Below are 16,521 nucleotides of genomic sequence, written 5' to 3'. Positions count from 1 at the left end.
CGAGAAGCCCTGACCAATTTGCTGAGCAATGCCATTCGCTATACCGACGACGGGGGTCATGTTGTTATAACCGTATCAATTGATGATACCGATGCGGTTATCTCCGTGACTGATGATGGTATGGGAATTGCTCCTGAGGACATTCCACAGACCTTATCGCGATTCTGGCGTGCAGAAGAAAGCCGCGAGCGCGCTTCGGGCGGTCTTGGCGTTGGATTGGCAATTACAAAAGAGATTATGGACCGTCATAACGGCACTATCTCGGTAGAATCCGAGCTTGGAAAGGGCACGACCTTCTCGCTGCATCTTCCTCTGCTTGCCCAAAATAATATCTCTGTAACAGATACTTTGTTGTAGGCCGATTTTTGGGCATTTTGCCGTACAATCAAAAGTCCTGCAATACAACGCGCTTTGCGCAGAAGTGAGGTCATTGTGGCTGGAGCTGAGCTTCGTCCCGATTCGCACGGTAAGGTTCGCGATATCTACGATTGTGGCGACAAACTTTTGATGGTTGCGAGCGATCGCATTAGTGCTTTTGATTTTATTCTCCCCGACGAGATTCCTTTTAAGGGAGAAATTCTGACACGTATCAGCGCTTTCTGGTTTAATCGCTTCAAGGACCTTCTGCCTAACCACATGATTTCTGTTCTGCCAGATCAGACTCCTGAGCAGTTTGCAGATTACACTGAGTATCTTGCTGGCCGCGCAATGCTAGTAAAGAAAGCACAGACCGTGCCAATCGAGTGCATTGTCCGTGGTTATCTTACTGGTTCTGGCAAAAAGACCTATGACCAGGACGGTACCGTCTGCGGCATTAAGCTGCCTGATGGTCTGACTGAGGCATCTAAACTTCCTGAGCCAATCTTTACACCTTCAACTAAGGCTGAGCTTGGCGATCATGACGAGAATATCTCGTTTGAGCGCTGCTGCGAGATTGTTGGTGAGGATGTTGCTACTCAGCTGAAGGAAGCCTCGCTTGCAATTTATAAGGCTGCTGCAGAATATGCTGCAACTCGTGGAATTATTATTGCGGATACCAAATTTGAGTTTGGTTTTATCGACGGAAAACTTACACTTATTGATGAGTGCCTTACACCCGATTCGAGTCGTTTCTGGCCTGCTGAGGGTTATTCTGAGGGACACGTTCAGCCAAGCTACGACAAACAGTATGTGCGCGATTGGCTGAAAGCCCACTGGGACATGCAAGGAGAGCCACCTCATCTTCCAGAAGAGGTTATTGAGGGTACGTCCGAGCGTTATCGTACGGCATTCCAGATTATTACGGGAACTGAGTTTGTACCACTGAAGGAGACCAATGTCACTGCGTGACACCATTACAGGCGCAACCAAAGAAGCGCGTGAGGCTACCGCAAGCCTTTCAAAGAAAGAAACCTCTGAGGAGACTGAGCGTCCTTCGTATTCCGCTTTTGGTCGCAAATCTGCTGCTACTGCTAAACCAGTACGAGAGGCAGCTGCGTCTGTGCGCGTGAGTGGCTCTGGTTCTGGCTCCAGCGCCCCAAAGAGCAAAGAGGAGAAGCGTGCTGCACGTGCTCGTCAGCGCGAGCGCGAGGATATCCGCAGCCGTGGATTTGAGGCAATGCTGCGCGCAGATCCAGACTATCATCGTGCTGAGCGCGTTTGGTGGGTCTTCCTGGGTCTTGGCTTTGTTGCAACCATCATTACTCTGGTGCTTTCGTATATGGTTCCTGAGTCCAGGGACCTGAACACCGGCGTTGGTATGATTTCTGCCATCATGCTGGTCTTTGCTTACTTCTGCATCTTTGGCTCGGTTGTCTACAGCTTCTTTAAGATGCGTCCTCTTCGCAAGAAGATCGAGGCTAAGGTTGCTGGCATGACCGATAAGAAGCTCAACGATTTCTACCTCGAGCGTCAGGCTGAGTACGACAGAAAGAGAGCCGAGCGCAAGGCTCGTCGCAAGTAGCAGTTTCGTGCTGCTGCCGGCGCCGCAAGCGTTGGCGAGATTTGCGTACGCGAGCCTACGTGAGTAGAATATCCCACATGCCTTCGTAGCTCAGGGGATAGAGCACCGCTCTCCTAAAGCGGGTGTCGGCCGTTCGAATCGGCCCGGGGGCACCATTGATTTTAAACCGGCAGCTTCGTGCTGCCGGTTTTTCTCTGTTGCGGCGTGTCAGCGTCGTCTTTTAGGCTTGGCGTACAAAATGGCGCAGCTTAGCCGCGCCTCGCTGAGAAATTGTCTAGTTCTTAATCAAGATAACCGGACAACTGGGGCTCAATGTCTGACGACCGAGTGGTCTCCCTGACTGATATACATCTTTATGCATAAACTTCATCTAATATGCTGGAAAATGAATAGAGAAATATAAAAAATCTAACTATAGGTAAATTTCACTTCTAAGCAACACACCTATGTCGGATAATCTGCTTAATTGCGGGCATATTACACACCTAATGACGATAATCTGCACGCCTTAGCTATTTTCGGCGTCATGTATACGTCTTTTTGACAGATTATCCGACTTAGGTGTGTTCGGCTATCAGCAAAAACAGGTCGTGTCAGTTACATCAGTTGTCTATGACCCGAAAAGCGCTGAAGCGCTTGCTTCGCCGGTTCCGGCGACGCCACGTGCCGCTGTCGAACTATTTCCGTGGTAGCAAAAAGCCCTGCAACCAAACACGGTTGCAGGGCTTGAACGTACTGGTTGAGCACATTGCACGCCGCAGTGATTACGCTGATGGACGAGGTCCGCTAGAGACGCGGATGGTGATAGTAGCGCCAGCTGCAGCACTTGAAGGTGTTTGGCCAACTACGTTTCCGGTTGCAACGTTGTCATCGTAGACCCAAACCGTGTTGACCTGGAAGCCCGCGTTCTCCAGCGTGGACTGGGCAGTTTCAAAGTCCTTGCCGACAACGTTTGGAACAGAGCCGCTCTGAGCACCGGAAGAAACAACGATGGTTACCGTGGAACCCTTATCTGCCTTGCCGTTAGCTGGAGACTGGGAGATGACACGGCCCTCAGGAACGCTCGACGAAGGCTGTTTCTGAGTATCTACCTTGAAGCCTGCATCTTTCAGGACATCGGACGCACGCTCGGCAGTCATCTCGGTGACGTCTGGAACATCTGCCTTACCCTTGCCAGTAGACAGGTGATAGGTGATGGTGTCGCCAGCTTTAGCATCGCTACCTGCGGCTGGTTCCTGTGTTGCAACATAACCAACGGTTACGTCATCCGACTCAACCGAGTCACCATTTCTTGCTTTGAGGCCAACAGCAGCAAGAGCAGACTCAGCCTCTGATGGACTCTTGTTGGTAAGATCAGGCACCTTAACTGCAGCAGCAGGTTTAGCGCCCTTAGAAATGACAAGGTTAACCGCGGTTCCTTCAGGAGCCTGTTTGTTAGCGCTTGGTGTCTGATCAATGACCTGGCCTTCAGGAGCAGAATCACTGTAGCTTTCTGTAACAGTTCCCAGCTTAAGGTGGCTATCAGAAGCATTTAGTGCCTGAGTAGCCTGGTCTTTTGTCTGACCAACAAACTGTGGAACCAGATACTGCTGGGCGGAGTTGCCGAGCATCTGTGCAATAGCAAAGCCGGCAAGAGCCAGGACAACCAAAGCGCCCAGAACGCCGAGAATAACGTTGCGCTTGTGACGTTTATTCTCGCGCCTGTCAAGCTCATCAGCCTCTTCGCGAGAATGGACGCGGTTCAAGCGACCAGTGTCGCCACCGCGCGTGATGTAGGTGTTGGAGCCGTCAATGCCGCGACGATCCAACCTGGAAGTTGGCTGAGGTGGTGTCACAATGCGGGGGCTCACGGTGGTGTTGCTTGGAATGGTGGCGCGGCCAGCAATAAAATCGCGCAGCGCACGAGCAAGCTCGTCAGCACTCTGATAGCGGTCAGCCGGGTTTTTCTCCATACAGCGAAGAATGATTGCCTCGAGTGCGGGGTCAACGTTGGGGTTGATCAGCGATGGTGGCTGAGGAGCCTCGTTGACCTGCTTCATAGCAACGCTGATAGCGTCGTCACCAACAAAGGGAACGCGGCCAGTTGCAGCCTCGTACATGACAATGCCTAGGGAATAGATATCGGTGGTTGGTCCCAAAGGCTTGCCCGTACTCTGCTCTGGAGAAACGTAATGGGCGGTGCCAAGAACAGAGTTATCGGTGGTTAGACTGCTGTTCTTTGCACGAGCAATGCCAAAGTCCATGACCTTGATGTTGCCATCTGGCTGGACCATGATGTTCTGTGGCTTGATGTCACGGTGAATGATGTCGTGACGATGTGCTACAGAGAGCGCCTGAGCAATCTGAGAGCCAATCTGAGCGACCTTACGGGAATCAAGGGCTCCATGTTTGCGGATGCCACTCTTAAGGTCTGTACCGCGCAGATACTCCATGACAATGTAGTAGGACTCGCCGTCCTTACCCCAGTCGTATATCGAGACAATATAAGGACTGGAGAGCGCCGCTGCGGCTTGTGCCTCCTGCTTGAAGCGGGCAGCAAAGGAAGGATCGTTTGCGTACTGCGGCAGCATCATCTTGATGGCAACAGTACGACCAAGAACCTGGTCCTGTCCGCGGTAAACGGTGGCCATTCCACCGGTACCAATTTTGTCTTGAACCTGGTAACGCCCACTGAGCATTCTACCTGGCATAACTCAACTCCTATCAAGCGTGCGATTTTCTCGCCACGTCACTTACTATCTTAGAACACACCCAACTACTTGGGGAGAAGACCGTGCGGTGTTTTAGGCGCTACGAAGCAGCTCCCAAAGCCTGGATGTTCAGGCACTGCGCAAGAACACGTCCGCCAACTTGAGCACCGTAACCTAAAACGTTCTCGCCGTTGCCTTCGATGACAACAGAAACAACAAGAGTTGGGTGGTCGTAAGGCGCAAAACCGATGAAGAACGAGTTAAAGTTACCGTTCTCGACGTCTGCCGTACCTGTTTTACCTGCAATCTTGACACCCGGAACGCGAGCTCCCATACCAGTGCCGGATTCAACAACGCCCAACATTGCCTCTCGGACCTGCGCAGCGGTATCCGCAGACACTGCCTGTCCAAGCGATTTTGGTGACGTTGTAGAAACAACAGCTCCCTCTGGCGAGAGAACGCGATCAACAATGTAAGGGTTCATGACCACGCCGCCGTTAGCAATTGCAGCCGCGACAACAGCGTTTTGCATGACGGTGGTCTGAGGACCTGCAGGGCTTGCATGCTCTCCAACAGGAAGGCCGCAAGACGCCCAACCAAGCTCCCAGGTGGTCATCTCGGCAGGATTTGGCATCAGCGATGGTGTAGTGGAGAAGTCCTGACCAAGAGCTGTGCCATAACCAAAGGCACGTGCATAGCTGACCAGGTTGTCTGCGCCAAGTGCTACGCCAAGCTGCGCCAACGCCGTGTTAGAAGAGCGAGCAAATGCCTCACGCAGAGGAATAGTGCCCATGTCCTCGTTGGCGTAGTTGTGGATGGTTCCACCGCCAAGCTCCATAGTTCCTGGAGCTGAATAGGTGGTGTCCAGCGTGGTGGTATGTGTGTCAATTCCAGCAGAAAGCGTAATGGTCTTAAACGACGAACCAGGGGAGTAGAGCGCCTGGGTAGTTCTGTCAACCAGTTGACTGCCGGTACCGGACTCGATAACAGTGCCCAGATCAGCGTGGGTGTATGAAGGGCTTGAAGCCTTTGCAAGCACGGCTCCGGTTGCTGGATCCATAACAACAATGGAGCCGGAATATCCCTGGAGTGCAGCTTCTGCTACAGCCTGCATCTGGGAATTGATGGTTAAAACAACGCTTGAACCAGCGGTATTAACACCTGCCATCGAGTACAGAGCGCTTCTCCAGTCGGAATGATCTGCGTGTCCGGTGAGCGTCTCGTTCATGGAGGACTCGATACCTGCAGTTCCATACTGGGTAGAGATGTAGCCAACGGTGTGAGAAGCCATACCGTCGTGTGGATAGTTACGCACGTAGGTGCCGTCGTCTTGCTTGACACTCTCTGCCAGAGTGACGCCGTCAGAAGTCATGATGGCGCCGCGCTGAACATATGCGCTCTTAGCAATAGTGTGGTTGTTGGTAGGGAGCGCCTGAAGTCTAGGTGCGTCAATGACCATCAAGAAGGTCAAGTTGCCGAGAAGAACGGTGAAGAAGAGGGTAAATACGGTAACCAAATTGGTCAGACGTTTTCCGAGAGCAACACGTCCCAGAACACCAGATTCCTCAGACTGCAGACCAAAGCCTCCACGGATGTGGCTGCCATGCAAAACGGAAGAGGCGTGAGCTCCACCAGAAGAAATTTCGAGCCTCTGGGAGTCAAGCGTTTTCTTGCTTGGCTCAAGCTCTGTTTCGCGACCAGTTCCCTCGTCACCTGCCCTGAGCAGCAGGGCAACAATGATAAAGCTGGAAAGAAGAGAGCTACCGCCCTGACTCATAAAGGGCAGGGTAACGCCGGTTAGAGGCATGAGCTTAGTAACGCCTGCAACAATGAGGAAGGTTTGGAACGCCAAAACACTGGTAAGACCAGCAGCTGCAAAAGCAGATGAATCGGACTTTGCACGAGCAGCTGTTGCAAGACCGCGCACAGTAAGGAGCAGGAACAGGGTAATAATTGCCGCTCCGCCAAAGAGTCCCAGCTCCTCAGCAATGGCCGAGAAAATAAAGTCAGACTCAACAATAGGGATAAGCGTAGGCATTCCCTTATCAATTCCGGTGCCAGCAAGGCCTCCATCTGCGATGGAATAGAGGGACTGGACAATTTGGTAGCCGTCTCCAGCGGGATCTTTGAAGGGGTTAAGCCAAATGTTGACACGAGTCTGAACGTGACCAAAGAAGTGATAAAGCACCACGCCGCCAATGGCCAAGAGCGCAATACTGACAAAAACGTAGCTTGCGCGACCTGTTGCTACATAGAGCATGATGACAAAGAACACGAAGAAGAGCAGAGCGCTACCAAGGTCGCGTTCAAAAATAACAACAATCAGGCTGATGCCCCACATGACAAACAGAGGAAGCAGCATTTTAAAGCGAGGAATGCGGAAAGGTCCAAAAGAACGCATGGAGACCGATAGGGATTCTCGATTCAGTGCAAGATAAAATGCCAGGAAGAGCGTAATGGCAATCTTTGCAAGCTCGCCAGGCTGGAAGGTGAATGCGCCAAAAGAAATCCAGAGTTTTGCGCCGTAGCGATCCTGGCCAATAACAATTGGCAGAAGAAGCAGTATGACGCCGAGAATACCAATGGAGTATTTGTAGCGTGCTAACGCGTCAAGATTTCTAATGACCGCTAGTACCACAATCATCACAACAACAGAGATAAAGAGCCAAATCGTTTGGTTGACTGCGAGATTTGGTGCAAGTCTGGTGACCATGGTGATGCCAATTCCCGAGAGCACAAACACAATGGGGAGAATGGCGGGATCTGCTGCGGGAGCAAGGAACCTAATAGCAATGTGAGCTACGGTAAATGCTGCAAAGAGGCCAATAGGAACGGCCATTGTCTCAAGGCTGAGCGTTGAGCGAGCAGTAATCATGTACATGGCGTACAGCAGAAATACAGGGATTGCTCCTACAAATAGTAAGAAGAGCTCTGTATTACGCCTTAGTCCACCTGCTTTTTCCATTCCTACTCACCTCCCGAACTTGTTGTTGACGTTGTTGTTTCTGTTGTGGGCGTTCCGCCAGACTGAACGTCTTCTTTCTTTTTGACCGCTTTAGTGTTGGCGTCGTCTATCTGTTTGCGGTAATTCTCGACGGTGCTATGTGCTTCATCCTCGTTCTTAACGCGGATTCCTTCGGCTAGCGAGTCTTGAACTGCGTCAGGCAAATCTTTTATTTCAATCGACGTAGTTTCAACAAGCGTAGACATGTTTATGCCGGCAATTGTTGTAGGAATACCTCGATAAACGCCAACGGTAGTTCCGTTAATTCCTAAGTACCACTCGCTGCTTACAAACAGGAAGAACACCGCAACAGTGGCTGCAAAGAGCGCAAGGAACGAGACAAACGTGGCAATGACGCCACGAGTAAGGTGTTTTCTGGTTTGATCGGCTATGCCGTCGTCCAAGACATCGATGACAATAACGGTAATGTTGTCTGAGCCGCCATAGGTAAGAGCTGCGGAAACAAGGTTATCAGCGGCCTTTTGTGGCGTGACGTTAGAGACCGCAATGGACTCAATCTCATCGTCGGGCACCATGCCAGAGAGACCATCGGAGCACAAGATGATGCGGTCACCATCAGATACTTCAAGCGAGAAATGATCTGCATACATGTCTGGATCAGAGCCAAGAGCTCGCGTAACTACTGAGCGAGAAGGGTGTGTGCGAGCCTCATCAGCGGTAATCTGACCAGAATCAATGAGCTCTTCAACATAGCTGTGGTCGTGAGTAATGCGGACCAGCGTGCCATGATGGAGCAGGTAAATGCGAGAGTCACCAACATGGGCAACGGCCATCTGATTGCCCTCAATGAGGACAGCAGAGGCGGTGGAGCCCATACCGGGTTTGCCAATACCCTTTGCAGGAGCATCAATAACTTCCTGGTTAGCAGCCTCAATTGCAGCGCCAAGACGGACATCGTCAGCGGTACTTGGTGCCTGTTCGGCAATAACCTTAACAGCAATGGAGCTTGCTACCTCACCGGCGGCGTGACCTCCCATACCATCACAGATGGCAAAAAGGGGAGTGCGCAAAAGGAACGAGTCCTCGTTATGCTCGCGAACTAATCCCACGTCAGAGCGGGCGCCCCAAGAAATAAAGGTGTTAGAGCCAGAAACCGCCTCTGCGTCACAGCGACCATCAAGTGGCAGCTCACAACGACCAGGAGCACTCACGGGCTCTTGTGTAGGTGTATCAGAAATATGTGTTGTATCAGAAGAAACCATGAGCCTCTTATCGACGTCCAACACGCATAATCACATCGCCGACCTGGACTTCGTCTGTGTCGCGAAGGGTAACAGGCTGCTCGATGATGTGACCATTAACCATGGTTCCGTTTGTGGATCCAAGGTCTTCAAGTACCAAAGCAGGGCCCTGGATAGTAAAGCGGGCGTGTGAAGCAGAAACGTAAGGTTCGTCAATCACAATGTCAGACGAAGGAGAACGTCCAATAACAACAGGACCCAAGATGTCTACGTGAAGACCACGTAAGGACTTGACGCCCTTCTCGACATCAACGGACCAAATAGCTCCGTCTTTGCGCTGACCGCGGACAAGACCAATGCCCGTGCGCATGACTGAGAACAGGAAGATGTACAGCAGGACAACAAGCAAAACACGTCCTGCAAAGAGAATCAAATCAATCATTAGTTCTCCCGGAACTGAAGGTCCATAAGACCAATGGTAATGAGGTCTCCGTCGCGCAGAATTACCTCATCTACGTCGATATCGTTGACAAGCGTTCCGTTAGTGGAGTGCAAATCAGCAATGTGCCAATCGTGACCGTCATAAGTCATTTCGGCGTGACGTCTTGAAACGTTAGGATCGCGCAAAACAACGTCTGCCTGAGAGCGCTCGCGACCAATGATGGCGCGAGGAGCCTCAACGCGATACGAACGACCGCTCTGGCGATCAATCAAAATGCAGGTAGCGTCCATGTTTGCGCGTGGCGTGCCCTGCAGATTGCGAGAAGAACGACCGCCCGCGCCGTTTAATTGGGCATCAAGGGAAGGCGTGATACGACGCTGAGTCATAGGGACGGGAGCTGCTGTTGGGATAGCTCCGTTTACGGGCAGGTCTGGAAGCCCGTTTGAGCTAGGAAGAACAGGCATAGGAGTGGACTCAGCTGCGGAAACAACAGGAATTGCGCCTTGAGCCTCAACAAAGTCTGGTGGCATTACCGCAAGACCGGCGTCTGTACCAGCAAGATCTCCCAAAACCTCCGGAGTTGCGTTATCTGCAGAAACAGGACGAACTACAGACAGAGGATCTGGCTCTGGCTGTGGCTCTGGCTGAACAGCAGCGCGAGAATTGTGCTGCTGAGGCATTTGAGCTGCAGCTCCTCCAACACTGGAGTTTCCACCCAAGAAAGCACGCTCTTCATTGCGTAGCTGGTCAAGCGTATTGCCGTCAACGTTTTCTGCAAAGACAGCAAATTTTCCAGGCTTCAGAGATGGGTCAACCATAAAACGAACAAGCGGCTGACCAACAAATACATAATCTTTTTGCTGAGCCTGAGCAGCCACGAAGTCAGAAACCTCTGCAGTTAGATCAGCATAAAGAGGACGCATCAGTGAATCGTCTTGAGGAGCAACTAAAACGGTATATAGGGCAGGCGCAGTGTCTACACCATCAATCTCATACGTCTCACGTTCCATCTCTTTAGCCGCGCGTTTGGCAAGCTTCTTAAAAGAGAAAGGCTCTGCGTATCCCTGAGGTGCGGCACCAAAGACCGAACCAATACGGTTTTCAAAGTCACTAAGAAAGCTCATCTAATTCCTCGCCTTCCTGATCCGCGTCAAGTGGACCTATCAGGACAATTGCAATACATACAAGTACACATAAGAATACCGTAATTAGTACAGAAACTATACTTTCAACTACCCAAAAATTGGGATTCTCCATCCAAGCTGCCCATATAAAGCCACTTGAAAGCAATATGGCACAGACAATTTGTCCAAAAACCATCCATCCGCGACGTCTTTTCTGGCTCATAAGCGAGCCTAAAAGAGCAGATAGGGAGCATGCTCCAAAGCGAATCCAGAAAGGAAGCCCTGAGGCCAGTGAGGTGTAGTCATAAGCAAGAGGAGTTGCCGCAAAGCCCAAAGATATGCCTCTTGCAAACAGTGTCCCAAAAAGATAGCTAAAGGCTCCTGTTAAAACTGCAGGTAGTGGACGCATGGTGGCGGAGATAAGTGCTGGCGCTGAAACAGGAGCAGGTAGTAAAGCTCCTAATAAGCAGTTGATGCTGCTGAATTTTGAGACCCTTCCTGCAAAGGCCCACCAGATAACGCTTACCAAGGTTACAAGCGTTGCAAATGGGAATGAAGTGCTGGTAGGGCTAATACTTGCCAGGGCGTATACCGCGCATGCAATGACAAGCGCAGAACCCAACGGAGTCCAAAGAGCAGCTGCCGCAGCTCCTACAAGAGAGCCCACCACAATAAACGTGAGTGATTCTGGGGCAATAAGCTGGAACAACTGGGCGAGAAGAACGCCGGCTACCAGGGCTGATACGCCACGCACGGCAGCCGAGGGCAGCCAGGGGAAGCGGATTGAGAGCGGAAGATGCTTGACATCCCAGGTCTCGGTTTCCTCTTCTTCTGACTGTTCCACCAGGGACTTGAGGCTTTTCTCGCCCTGCTTTTCGCCGCCAAGAGGAGTCACAATTTCTTGTGCAAATTCAGACACACTGCCTTGTCGCATGGATGGCTCGGGAGAAAGCGCCTGCGTCAAGGCGGCATCTACAGCAAAGGGAACCTCGGGATCTTCTTTGAGCAGAGGAATTTTTGGGCCCTTGTAAATGTGATCAAGGGATTCTTTAGCCGTTCTGCCCGCAAATACATTGACGCCCGTTAGCGCCTGCCTCAGAACAACAGCAAGCGAGAAAATATCAGCGCGCTCGTCAACAAGCATGCCTTCAACCTGCTCGGGAGGCATGTAGCCTACCGTACCTCCGCGAGCACCGCCATAACCAGCAGCCGAGGCAAGCGTTGCCATACCAAAGTCGGCAAGTTTTACCGTGCCTTGGCGGTCAATCATGATGTTTGTTGGCTTAATGTCCAGATGGAGTACGCCGTTTTCATGGGCATAGTGAAGCGCCTTTGCAAGTGAAGACACCATGTGAGCTGCTTCGGCATAGGTGAGGTAGCCACCCTCAACGCGAGCCAAGAGCTCCGATAAATTAAGGCCATCAACAAACTCCATGACCAGGTAAGCGTAATCGCCTTCAATCTCAAAGTCATGGACGGTCACAATGTTGGGATGAGCCAATAAGCAGGCAGTTCGAGCTTCAGAAAGAGCCTCGTCAACAGTTGAAGCAAGCACGCCGGGAGTTTCGGAAGCCCCTAATAGCGGCATACGTTTAATGGCTACGCGTCTCTGCAAACGAGTATCCCAGCAGGTACAAACGGTGCCAAAGCCTCCGTTACCTCTGCGAGCAAGAACGCGATATCGGTCCAGCAAAATTTCTGGCTCAGCCGCAGGTGATGCCTGCTGAGCAGAAGGTGAATGTAGATATGTAGTCTGCGTGGTCTGTGACCGCGAGTCACTCACGGCAACCTCCTGTGTTTAAAGTGTGTTTGTCGGCCGTGACTGTCTATATTCTACCGCTGAAAAGAATTTTCTTATATATCTATTGTTTTTCCATGAGAAGAAAACAAAATGTTGTAGTATTATTCCCTAGCACGCGGGTGTGGCGGAATTGGCAGACGCGTACGGTTCAGGTCCGTATGAACGCAAGTTCATGGGGGTTCAAGTCCCTTCGCCCGCACCATTTGCATTTAAAAAGCCCCTTTACGGGGCTTTTTTGTTACCTATTTGTTATCTGATTCAAAGTCAGACCAACCCTCTTGGTCGTCGCCAAAGAGATCCCAGTCGTCTTCAGTCTTTTTATGGTTGAAATACATCTTTTTAGTTTTGCGCTCCAGCACAAAGGAAATGACCAAAAAGAGCAGAATTCCACCAAGTACGAGGAACAACACACCGGTCTTATCGCCAAAAAGCCAGCCGACAAATGAGTTAATTGCGTCCATAATCGAGCTCCAGAACATGTGAAGGGTTAAGAATCTGAATACAAGTATATACTTGGTAAGCTATAAGAAAAAATGCACTGCTAAAAAGTGTTGATTCAAGGAGAAGCTGCATGCTTGATATCAAATTTGTGCGCGAGAATCCTGACCTCGTAGATAAGTCTTGCGAGTCCAGGCAAAACGCCCATTGGGATCGCGAGAAATTCTTTGAGCTTGACGAGGAGCGCAGAAGCGTAATTGCCGAGGTTGAGTCTCTTCAGGCAGAGCGTAACGCTGTTTCTAAGCAGATTGGCCTTCTTATGCGTGAGGGCAAGAAGGAAGAGGCTGAGGCAGCTAAAGAGCAGGTAGCAGCTAACAAAGATCGCATCGCAGAGCTTGATCAGCGCCGCGGAGAGGTTGAGGAAGAGCTCACCGCCCTTGTTGCAGCTATTCCAAACATTCCTGACGCATCCGTTCCTTATGGCAAGGATGACTCCGATAACCCTGAGGTTCGCAAGTGGGGAGAGCCAACTCAGTTTGATTTTGAGCCAAAGGCGCACTGGGATCTTGGACCCGTGTTGGGCATGATTGATTTTGACCGTGGCGTAAAGCTTGCAGGAACTCGCTTCTATCTTCTTGGTGGCATGGGCGCTCGCATGGAGCGTGCACTTATCAACTTCATGATTGATACACATAACCAGGCAGGCTTCAAAGAGTGGTGGCCACCAGTTATCACAAATCAGGACTCTCTGTTTGGCACTGGTCAGCTCCCTAAGTTTGAAGAAGATCTCTATCACGTACAGCCTGACCTCTACCTCATTCCAACTGCTGAGGTCCAGCTTACAAACATCCATCGTGACGAGATTCTGGACGCATCTCAGCTCCCTCTGCTCTATACCGCATTCACCCCATGCTTCCGCGAGGAGGCAGGTTCAGCTGGTCGAGACACCCGTGGCATCATCCGCGTCCACCAGTTTGACAAGGTAGAGATGGTCAAGTTTGCAAAGCCTGAAGACTCCATGAATCAGCTTGAGTCCATGGTTCAGGAAGCCGAGAAGATCCTTCAGCTTCTGGGTCTTCCTTATCACGTGGTTACTCTCTGCACTGGTGACATTGGCTTCTCTGCATGCAAGTGCTATGACATTGAAGTTTGGCTCCCAAGCTATAACGCATACAAGGAGATTTCTTCTTGCTCTAACTGCTGGGATTTCCAGGCTCGTCGTGCAAATATCCGTTATAAGGATCCAGCAGAGTTCAAGGGCACCCGTCTAGTTCACACGCTTAATGGCTCCGGTCTGGCAGTTGGCCGTACCATGGCTGCAATTATGGAGAATTATCAGAACGCAGATGGTTCCGTTACCGTGCCCGAGGTGCTCCGTCCTTACATGGGTGGCATCGAGGTTATTCGACCAGAATAGTTTCTCTTTTTAATCAAAATTGATTCAATCTCTGAAATGGTCTTCTAGTGAATTGTGAAGACCATTTCTTTTACTGATTTATAGAACATATGTTCTATAAATTTGCTATACTGAGATCAGTAAAGGAAGAAAGAGGTGGCTATGAAAGGTCTGGTAGAGGTACAGAAAGAAATTGTATTAAGGCAGTTTGTTCAGGGTAGTGCGGCAAAAATTGGATTTGGTCACAAGGAGTTTTATTCAGAGATCCATATTGCATCAGAGCAACTTGCAACTTTAAGAAAGTGGATTTCAGACCAAGGTAGAGTGGGTTTAAAAGATTTAAGCCCACAAGAGTATCTGGAGGTTATTATGGCAGAAACATGCATGGCTGAGGTAATGGATGAGCTTGATGAAGCCGGTGTTTCTTATCAGTATTTGTATGCAAATTCGTCTGGTGAAGTAGCTTTAAGACCAGGTAGATAATAAAAAAGAGCTCCCGAAGGAGCTCCTAAGTTCAAGTGGTGCGGCGTATAGGATTCGAACCTATGACGCCCTGATTCGTAGTCAGGTCCTCTATCCAGCTGAGGTAACGCCGCGTGCAAGTAGATAGAATGCCATTTTCCAGTTGAAAATGCAAGACTAATCTTAGAAAAAGTTCTTCTTGGTAAGAAAAAAGCTCGTTGCAGAGATGCAACGAGCAGAAAATTCTGGCGGAGAGCTGGGGATTCGAACCCCAGATGGGCTTGGGGCCCATACTCGCTTAGCAGGCGAGCACCTTCGGCCTCTCGGTCAGCTCTCCAAAATGGGTGCTTGAGAATGATACCCCGAACTGGCGTCACTCACAATAAGACATTTTACAAAACATGTGAAAAATGCTCAACAACCACGTTTTTTCGGTGAGCGCGAAGTACATCCCATGAAAAGCGATTGGCAACTTGTACTGCAGAAAGAGGCTCTTCTTTTTCTGCAAGACCTATGCAATAAGCCAGAAAGCCAAGAATCTCTTCTGGTGTTTTTCCTTGGTCTCTCAGAACACCAAGATCTAGATCGTGATTGCGTTTAGAAAGTCTCCTGCCATCAGGTGCAACCAGTAAGGGGAGGTGAGCATAGATGGGATGAGAAAAACCAAGCACGTCTTGCAAATAAAGCTGTCTGGGAGTAGATGAAAGAAGATCTGATCCTCTAACTACTTCAGTTACGCCCATGTCAGCATCGTCAACTACTACAGCAAGTTGATAGGCAAAGACGCCATCTGCACGCTGGACAATAAAGTCTCCGCATGATTCAGCAAGGTTTTGTGATGTTTGACCATAGACCTTGTCTTCAAACGCGTAGGTCTTATTAGCAACTCGTATGCGAGTTGCTGGAATTTTATGTTTGGAAAGCTCTTCACGCTCGGATTTGCTCAGGTCGCGGCAGGTTCCCGCATAGACATATGCACCATCGCTGGCATGAGGGGCTTGTGCAGCGTGTAAGTCTGCTCGGGAACAAAAGCAAGGATATAAAAGTTTCTGTTGTTTCAATTTCAATAGAGCGTCCTGATAGAGCTCCGCACGCTTGCTTTGGTAATACGGACCTTTGTCCCAAGTTAGTCCCAACCACTGTAAATCATCAAGGAGGAGGGAGGTGTATTGAGGATTATGAGCACGAATATCCAGGTCTTCGATGCGAAGAATAAAGCTGCCATTTTGGGAACGAACGCTGGCCCAAGCCATAAGCGCTGAGAAAACGTTGCCTAGGTGCATCCTTCCAGAAGGTGTGGGCGCAAATCTTCCAACGCAAGAACTCATTCTTAGAAATCTCCTGCATAGATATAGGCAAATCCATAGTCTTTTGTTGATGACCTAATAGCTGCCTTATCTTTACAGGTGAGGCCTTTGTGCTGATAGAAACCAAAGTCGCAATCGTCATCAGTTGCAAGGAAGTAATGCTTAGCTCCTTGCTCTTTCATAAAGTCCAGAACGTAGGAGAAGAGCATGCCTCCAATACCTTGGCTCTTTATAGCGGGGTTAACGCAGAACAGAGTAATTTCCCATTTGGCATCGTTAGTGTTTGTGTTCCAATAATCATGAACAAGATGAGATTCGACATCACCAAAGATCTCGTAGTCCTTAAAGCGAGCTTCACTCAATAGTTTCTTAGCTTTTGCTGTTGTTTCGTTTTCTAACTTCTGCCATTTTTCAAAATCTGCTGGAGTTTCTCCGTTTGAGCAGAAAATAAGACCAAGTATTTGACCATCTTGCTTTGCTACAAAGCGATGAGTAGAAACGCCAAGAAAATAGGCGATATCAATAGTTGCAAGTGAGCGACTTTCATCTTTTGATTCATCGACATCCAAGTACCAGACGCGTTCAACGATTGATATAAGTTCTGATAAGTCAGTATCTTCGAAGGGGACTATGATTGGAGTATCGTCAGACATATGAAATAGTTCCTTTCAGGTGTTTTACAGCGGAAGATTATAGAATAGTTTCAAGTTTGT

At 49.9% G+C, this 16,521-nt stretch carries 14 protein-coding genes and 4 tRNA genes; 7 read left to right on the top strand and 11 right to left on the bottom strand.

Annotated features, from left to right (window positions below):
- The 4 genes from RWJ96_RS04805 to RWJ96_RS04790 all read left to right on the top strand — a co-directional run.
- The coding region (locus RWJ96_RS04805; protein WP_314019225.1) for an ATP-binding protein at positions 1 to 357 on the top strand (357 nt) is incomplete at its 5' end.
- A 75-nt stretch (positions 358 to 432) separates the two neighbouring features.
- On the top strand, positions 433 to 1,329 hold the full coding sequence (locus RWJ96_RS04800) for a phosphoribosylaminoimidazolesuccinocarboxamide synthase (protein ID WP_035427165.1): 897 nt from the start codon (positions 433 to 435) through the stop codon (positions 1,327 to 1,329).
- Positions 1,316 to 1,942: a hypothetical protein gene (locus tag RWJ96_RS04795; protein ID WP_035427167.1), complete on the top strand. Its 627-nt coding sequence runs from the start codon at positions 1,316 to 1,318 to the stop codon at positions 1,940 to 1,942. The genes RWJ96_RS04800 and RWJ96_RS04795 overlap by 14 nt, the downstream gene beginning before the upstream one ends.
- Positions 1,943 to 2,021: 79 nt before the next feature.
- Positions 2,022 to 2,097: transfer RNA gene (locus tag RWJ96_RS04790), tRNA-Arg, on the top strand.
- 609 nt (positions 2,098 to 2,706) lie between these two features.
- Here RWJ96_RS04790 and pknB read toward each other — a convergent pair.
- From pknB to RWJ96_RS04760, 6 genes are all read right to left on the bottom strand, one after another.
- Positions 2,707 to 4,632: a Stk1 family PASTA domain-containing Ser/Thr kinase gene (gene pknB / locus RWJ96_RS04785; RefSeq protein ID WP_314019224.1), complete on the bottom strand. Its 1,926-nt coding sequence runs from the start codon at positions 4,630 to 4,632 to the stop codon at positions 2,707 to 2,709.
- Between the two features lie 100 nt (positions 4,633 to 4,732).
- Positions 4,733 to 7,597 (bottom strand): FtsW/RodA/SpoVE family cell cycle protein, encoded by a 2,865-nt coding sequence (locus tag RWJ96_RS04780; protein ID WP_314019222.1) that lies wholly within the window; start codon positions 7,595 to 7,597, stop codon positions 4,733 to 4,735.
- Positions 7,598 to 7,599: 2 nt separating this feature from the next.
- Positions 7,600 to 8,859 (bottom strand): Stp1/IreP family PP2C-type Ser/Thr phosphatase, encoded by a 1,260-nt coding sequence (locus RWJ96_RS04775; RefSeq protein ID WP_314019221.1) that lies wholly within the window; start codon positions 8,857 to 8,859, stop codon positions 7,600 to 7,602.
- 7 nt (positions 8,860 to 8,866) lie between these two features.
- Entirely contained in the window at positions 8,867 to 9,280 is a 414-nt protein-coding gene (locus tag RWJ96_RS04770) for an FHA domain-containing protein (RefSeq protein WP_012809422.1), read from the bottom strand.
- Entirely contained in the window at positions 9,280 to 10,404 is a 1,125-nt protein-coding gene (locus RWJ96_RS04765) for a DUF3662 and FHA domain-containing protein (RefSeq protein WP_035427174.1), read from the bottom strand. Before RWJ96_RS04765 ends, RWJ96_RS04770 begins: the two co-directional genes overlap by 1 nt.
- Positions 10,391 to 12,187 (bottom strand): serine/threonine-protein kinase, encoded by a 1,797-nt coding sequence (locus RWJ96_RS04760; RefSeq protein WP_314019220.1) that lies wholly within the window; start codon positions 12,185 to 12,187, stop codon positions 10,391 to 10,393. Before RWJ96_RS04760 ends, RWJ96_RS04765 begins: the two co-directional genes overlap by 14 nt.
- A 133-nt stretch (positions 12,188 to 12,320) precedes the next feature.
- Between RWJ96_RS04760 and RWJ96_RS04755 the strand changes: the two genes are divergently transcribed.
- A tRNA-Leu gene (locus RWJ96_RS04755) sits at positions 12,321 to 12,407 on the top strand.
- Positions 12,408 to 12,447: 40 nt separating this feature from the next.
- Here the strand turns inward: RWJ96_RS04755 and RWJ96_RS04750 are convergent.
- The gene (locus RWJ96_RS04750; RefSeq protein WP_035436565.1) at positions 12,448 to 12,666 is read right to left on the bottom strand and encodes a DUF6724 family protein; all 219 of its coding nucleotides are present in this window, start codon (positions 12,664 to 12,666) and stop codon (positions 12,448 to 12,450) included.
- Positions 12,667 to 12,776: 110 nt separating this feature from the next.
- Between RWJ96_RS04750 and serS the strand changes: the two genes are divergently transcribed.
- Together serS and RWJ96_RS04740 are read left to right on the top strand one after the other, a co-directional pair.
- A complete protein-coding gene (gene serS, locus RWJ96_RS04745) occupies positions 12,777 to 14,060 on the top strand; it encodes a serine--tRNA ligase (RefSeq protein ID WP_314019218.1) in 1,284 nt (427 codons plus the stop codon).
- 141 nt (positions 14,061 to 14,201) lie between these two features.
- Positions 14,202 to 14,522: a hypothetical protein gene (locus RWJ96_RS04740; protein ID WP_035436561.1), complete on the top strand. Its 321-nt coding sequence runs from the start codon at positions 14,202 to 14,204 to the stop codon at positions 14,520 to 14,522.
- 36 nt (positions 14,523 to 14,558) lie between these two features.
- On the opposite strand, the gene RWJ96_RS04735 is transcribed toward RWJ96_RS04740, so the two are convergent.
- From RWJ96_RS04735 to RWJ96_RS04720, 4 genes are all read right to left on the bottom strand, one after another.
- Positions 14,559 to 14,635, bottom strand: a tRNA-Arg gene (locus RWJ96_RS04735).
- A gap of 112 nt (positions 14,636 to 14,747) precedes the next feature.
- Positions 14,748 to 14,838, bottom strand: a tRNA-Ser gene (locus tag RWJ96_RS04730).
- 55 nt (positions 14,839 to 14,893) lie between these two features.
- Positions 14,894 to 15,829, bottom strand: a complete 936-nt coding sequence (gene gluQRS / locus RWJ96_RS04725; protein ID WP_314019217.1) for a tRNA glutamyl-Q(34) synthetase GluQRS — start codon at positions 15,827 to 15,829, stop codon at positions 14,894 to 14,896.
- Between the two features lie 2 nt (positions 15,830 to 15,831).
- Positions 15,832 to 16,461 (bottom strand): GNAT family N-acetyltransferase, encoded by a 630-nt coding sequence (locus RWJ96_RS04720; protein WP_314019216.1) that lies wholly within the window; start codon positions 16,459 to 16,461, stop codon positions 15,832 to 15,834.
- Positions 16,462 to 16,521 lie beyond the last annotated feature (60 nt).

The sequence above is a fragment of the Lancefieldella parvula genome, assembly GCF_963547875.1.
GTDB lineage: Bacteria > Actinomycetota > Coriobacteriia > Coriobacteriales > Atopobiaceae > Lancefieldella > Lancefieldella parvula_D.
The sequence above is the reverse complement of the archived record's forward strand: the minus strand, read 5'-3'. Positions and strand labels throughout refer to the sequence as shown.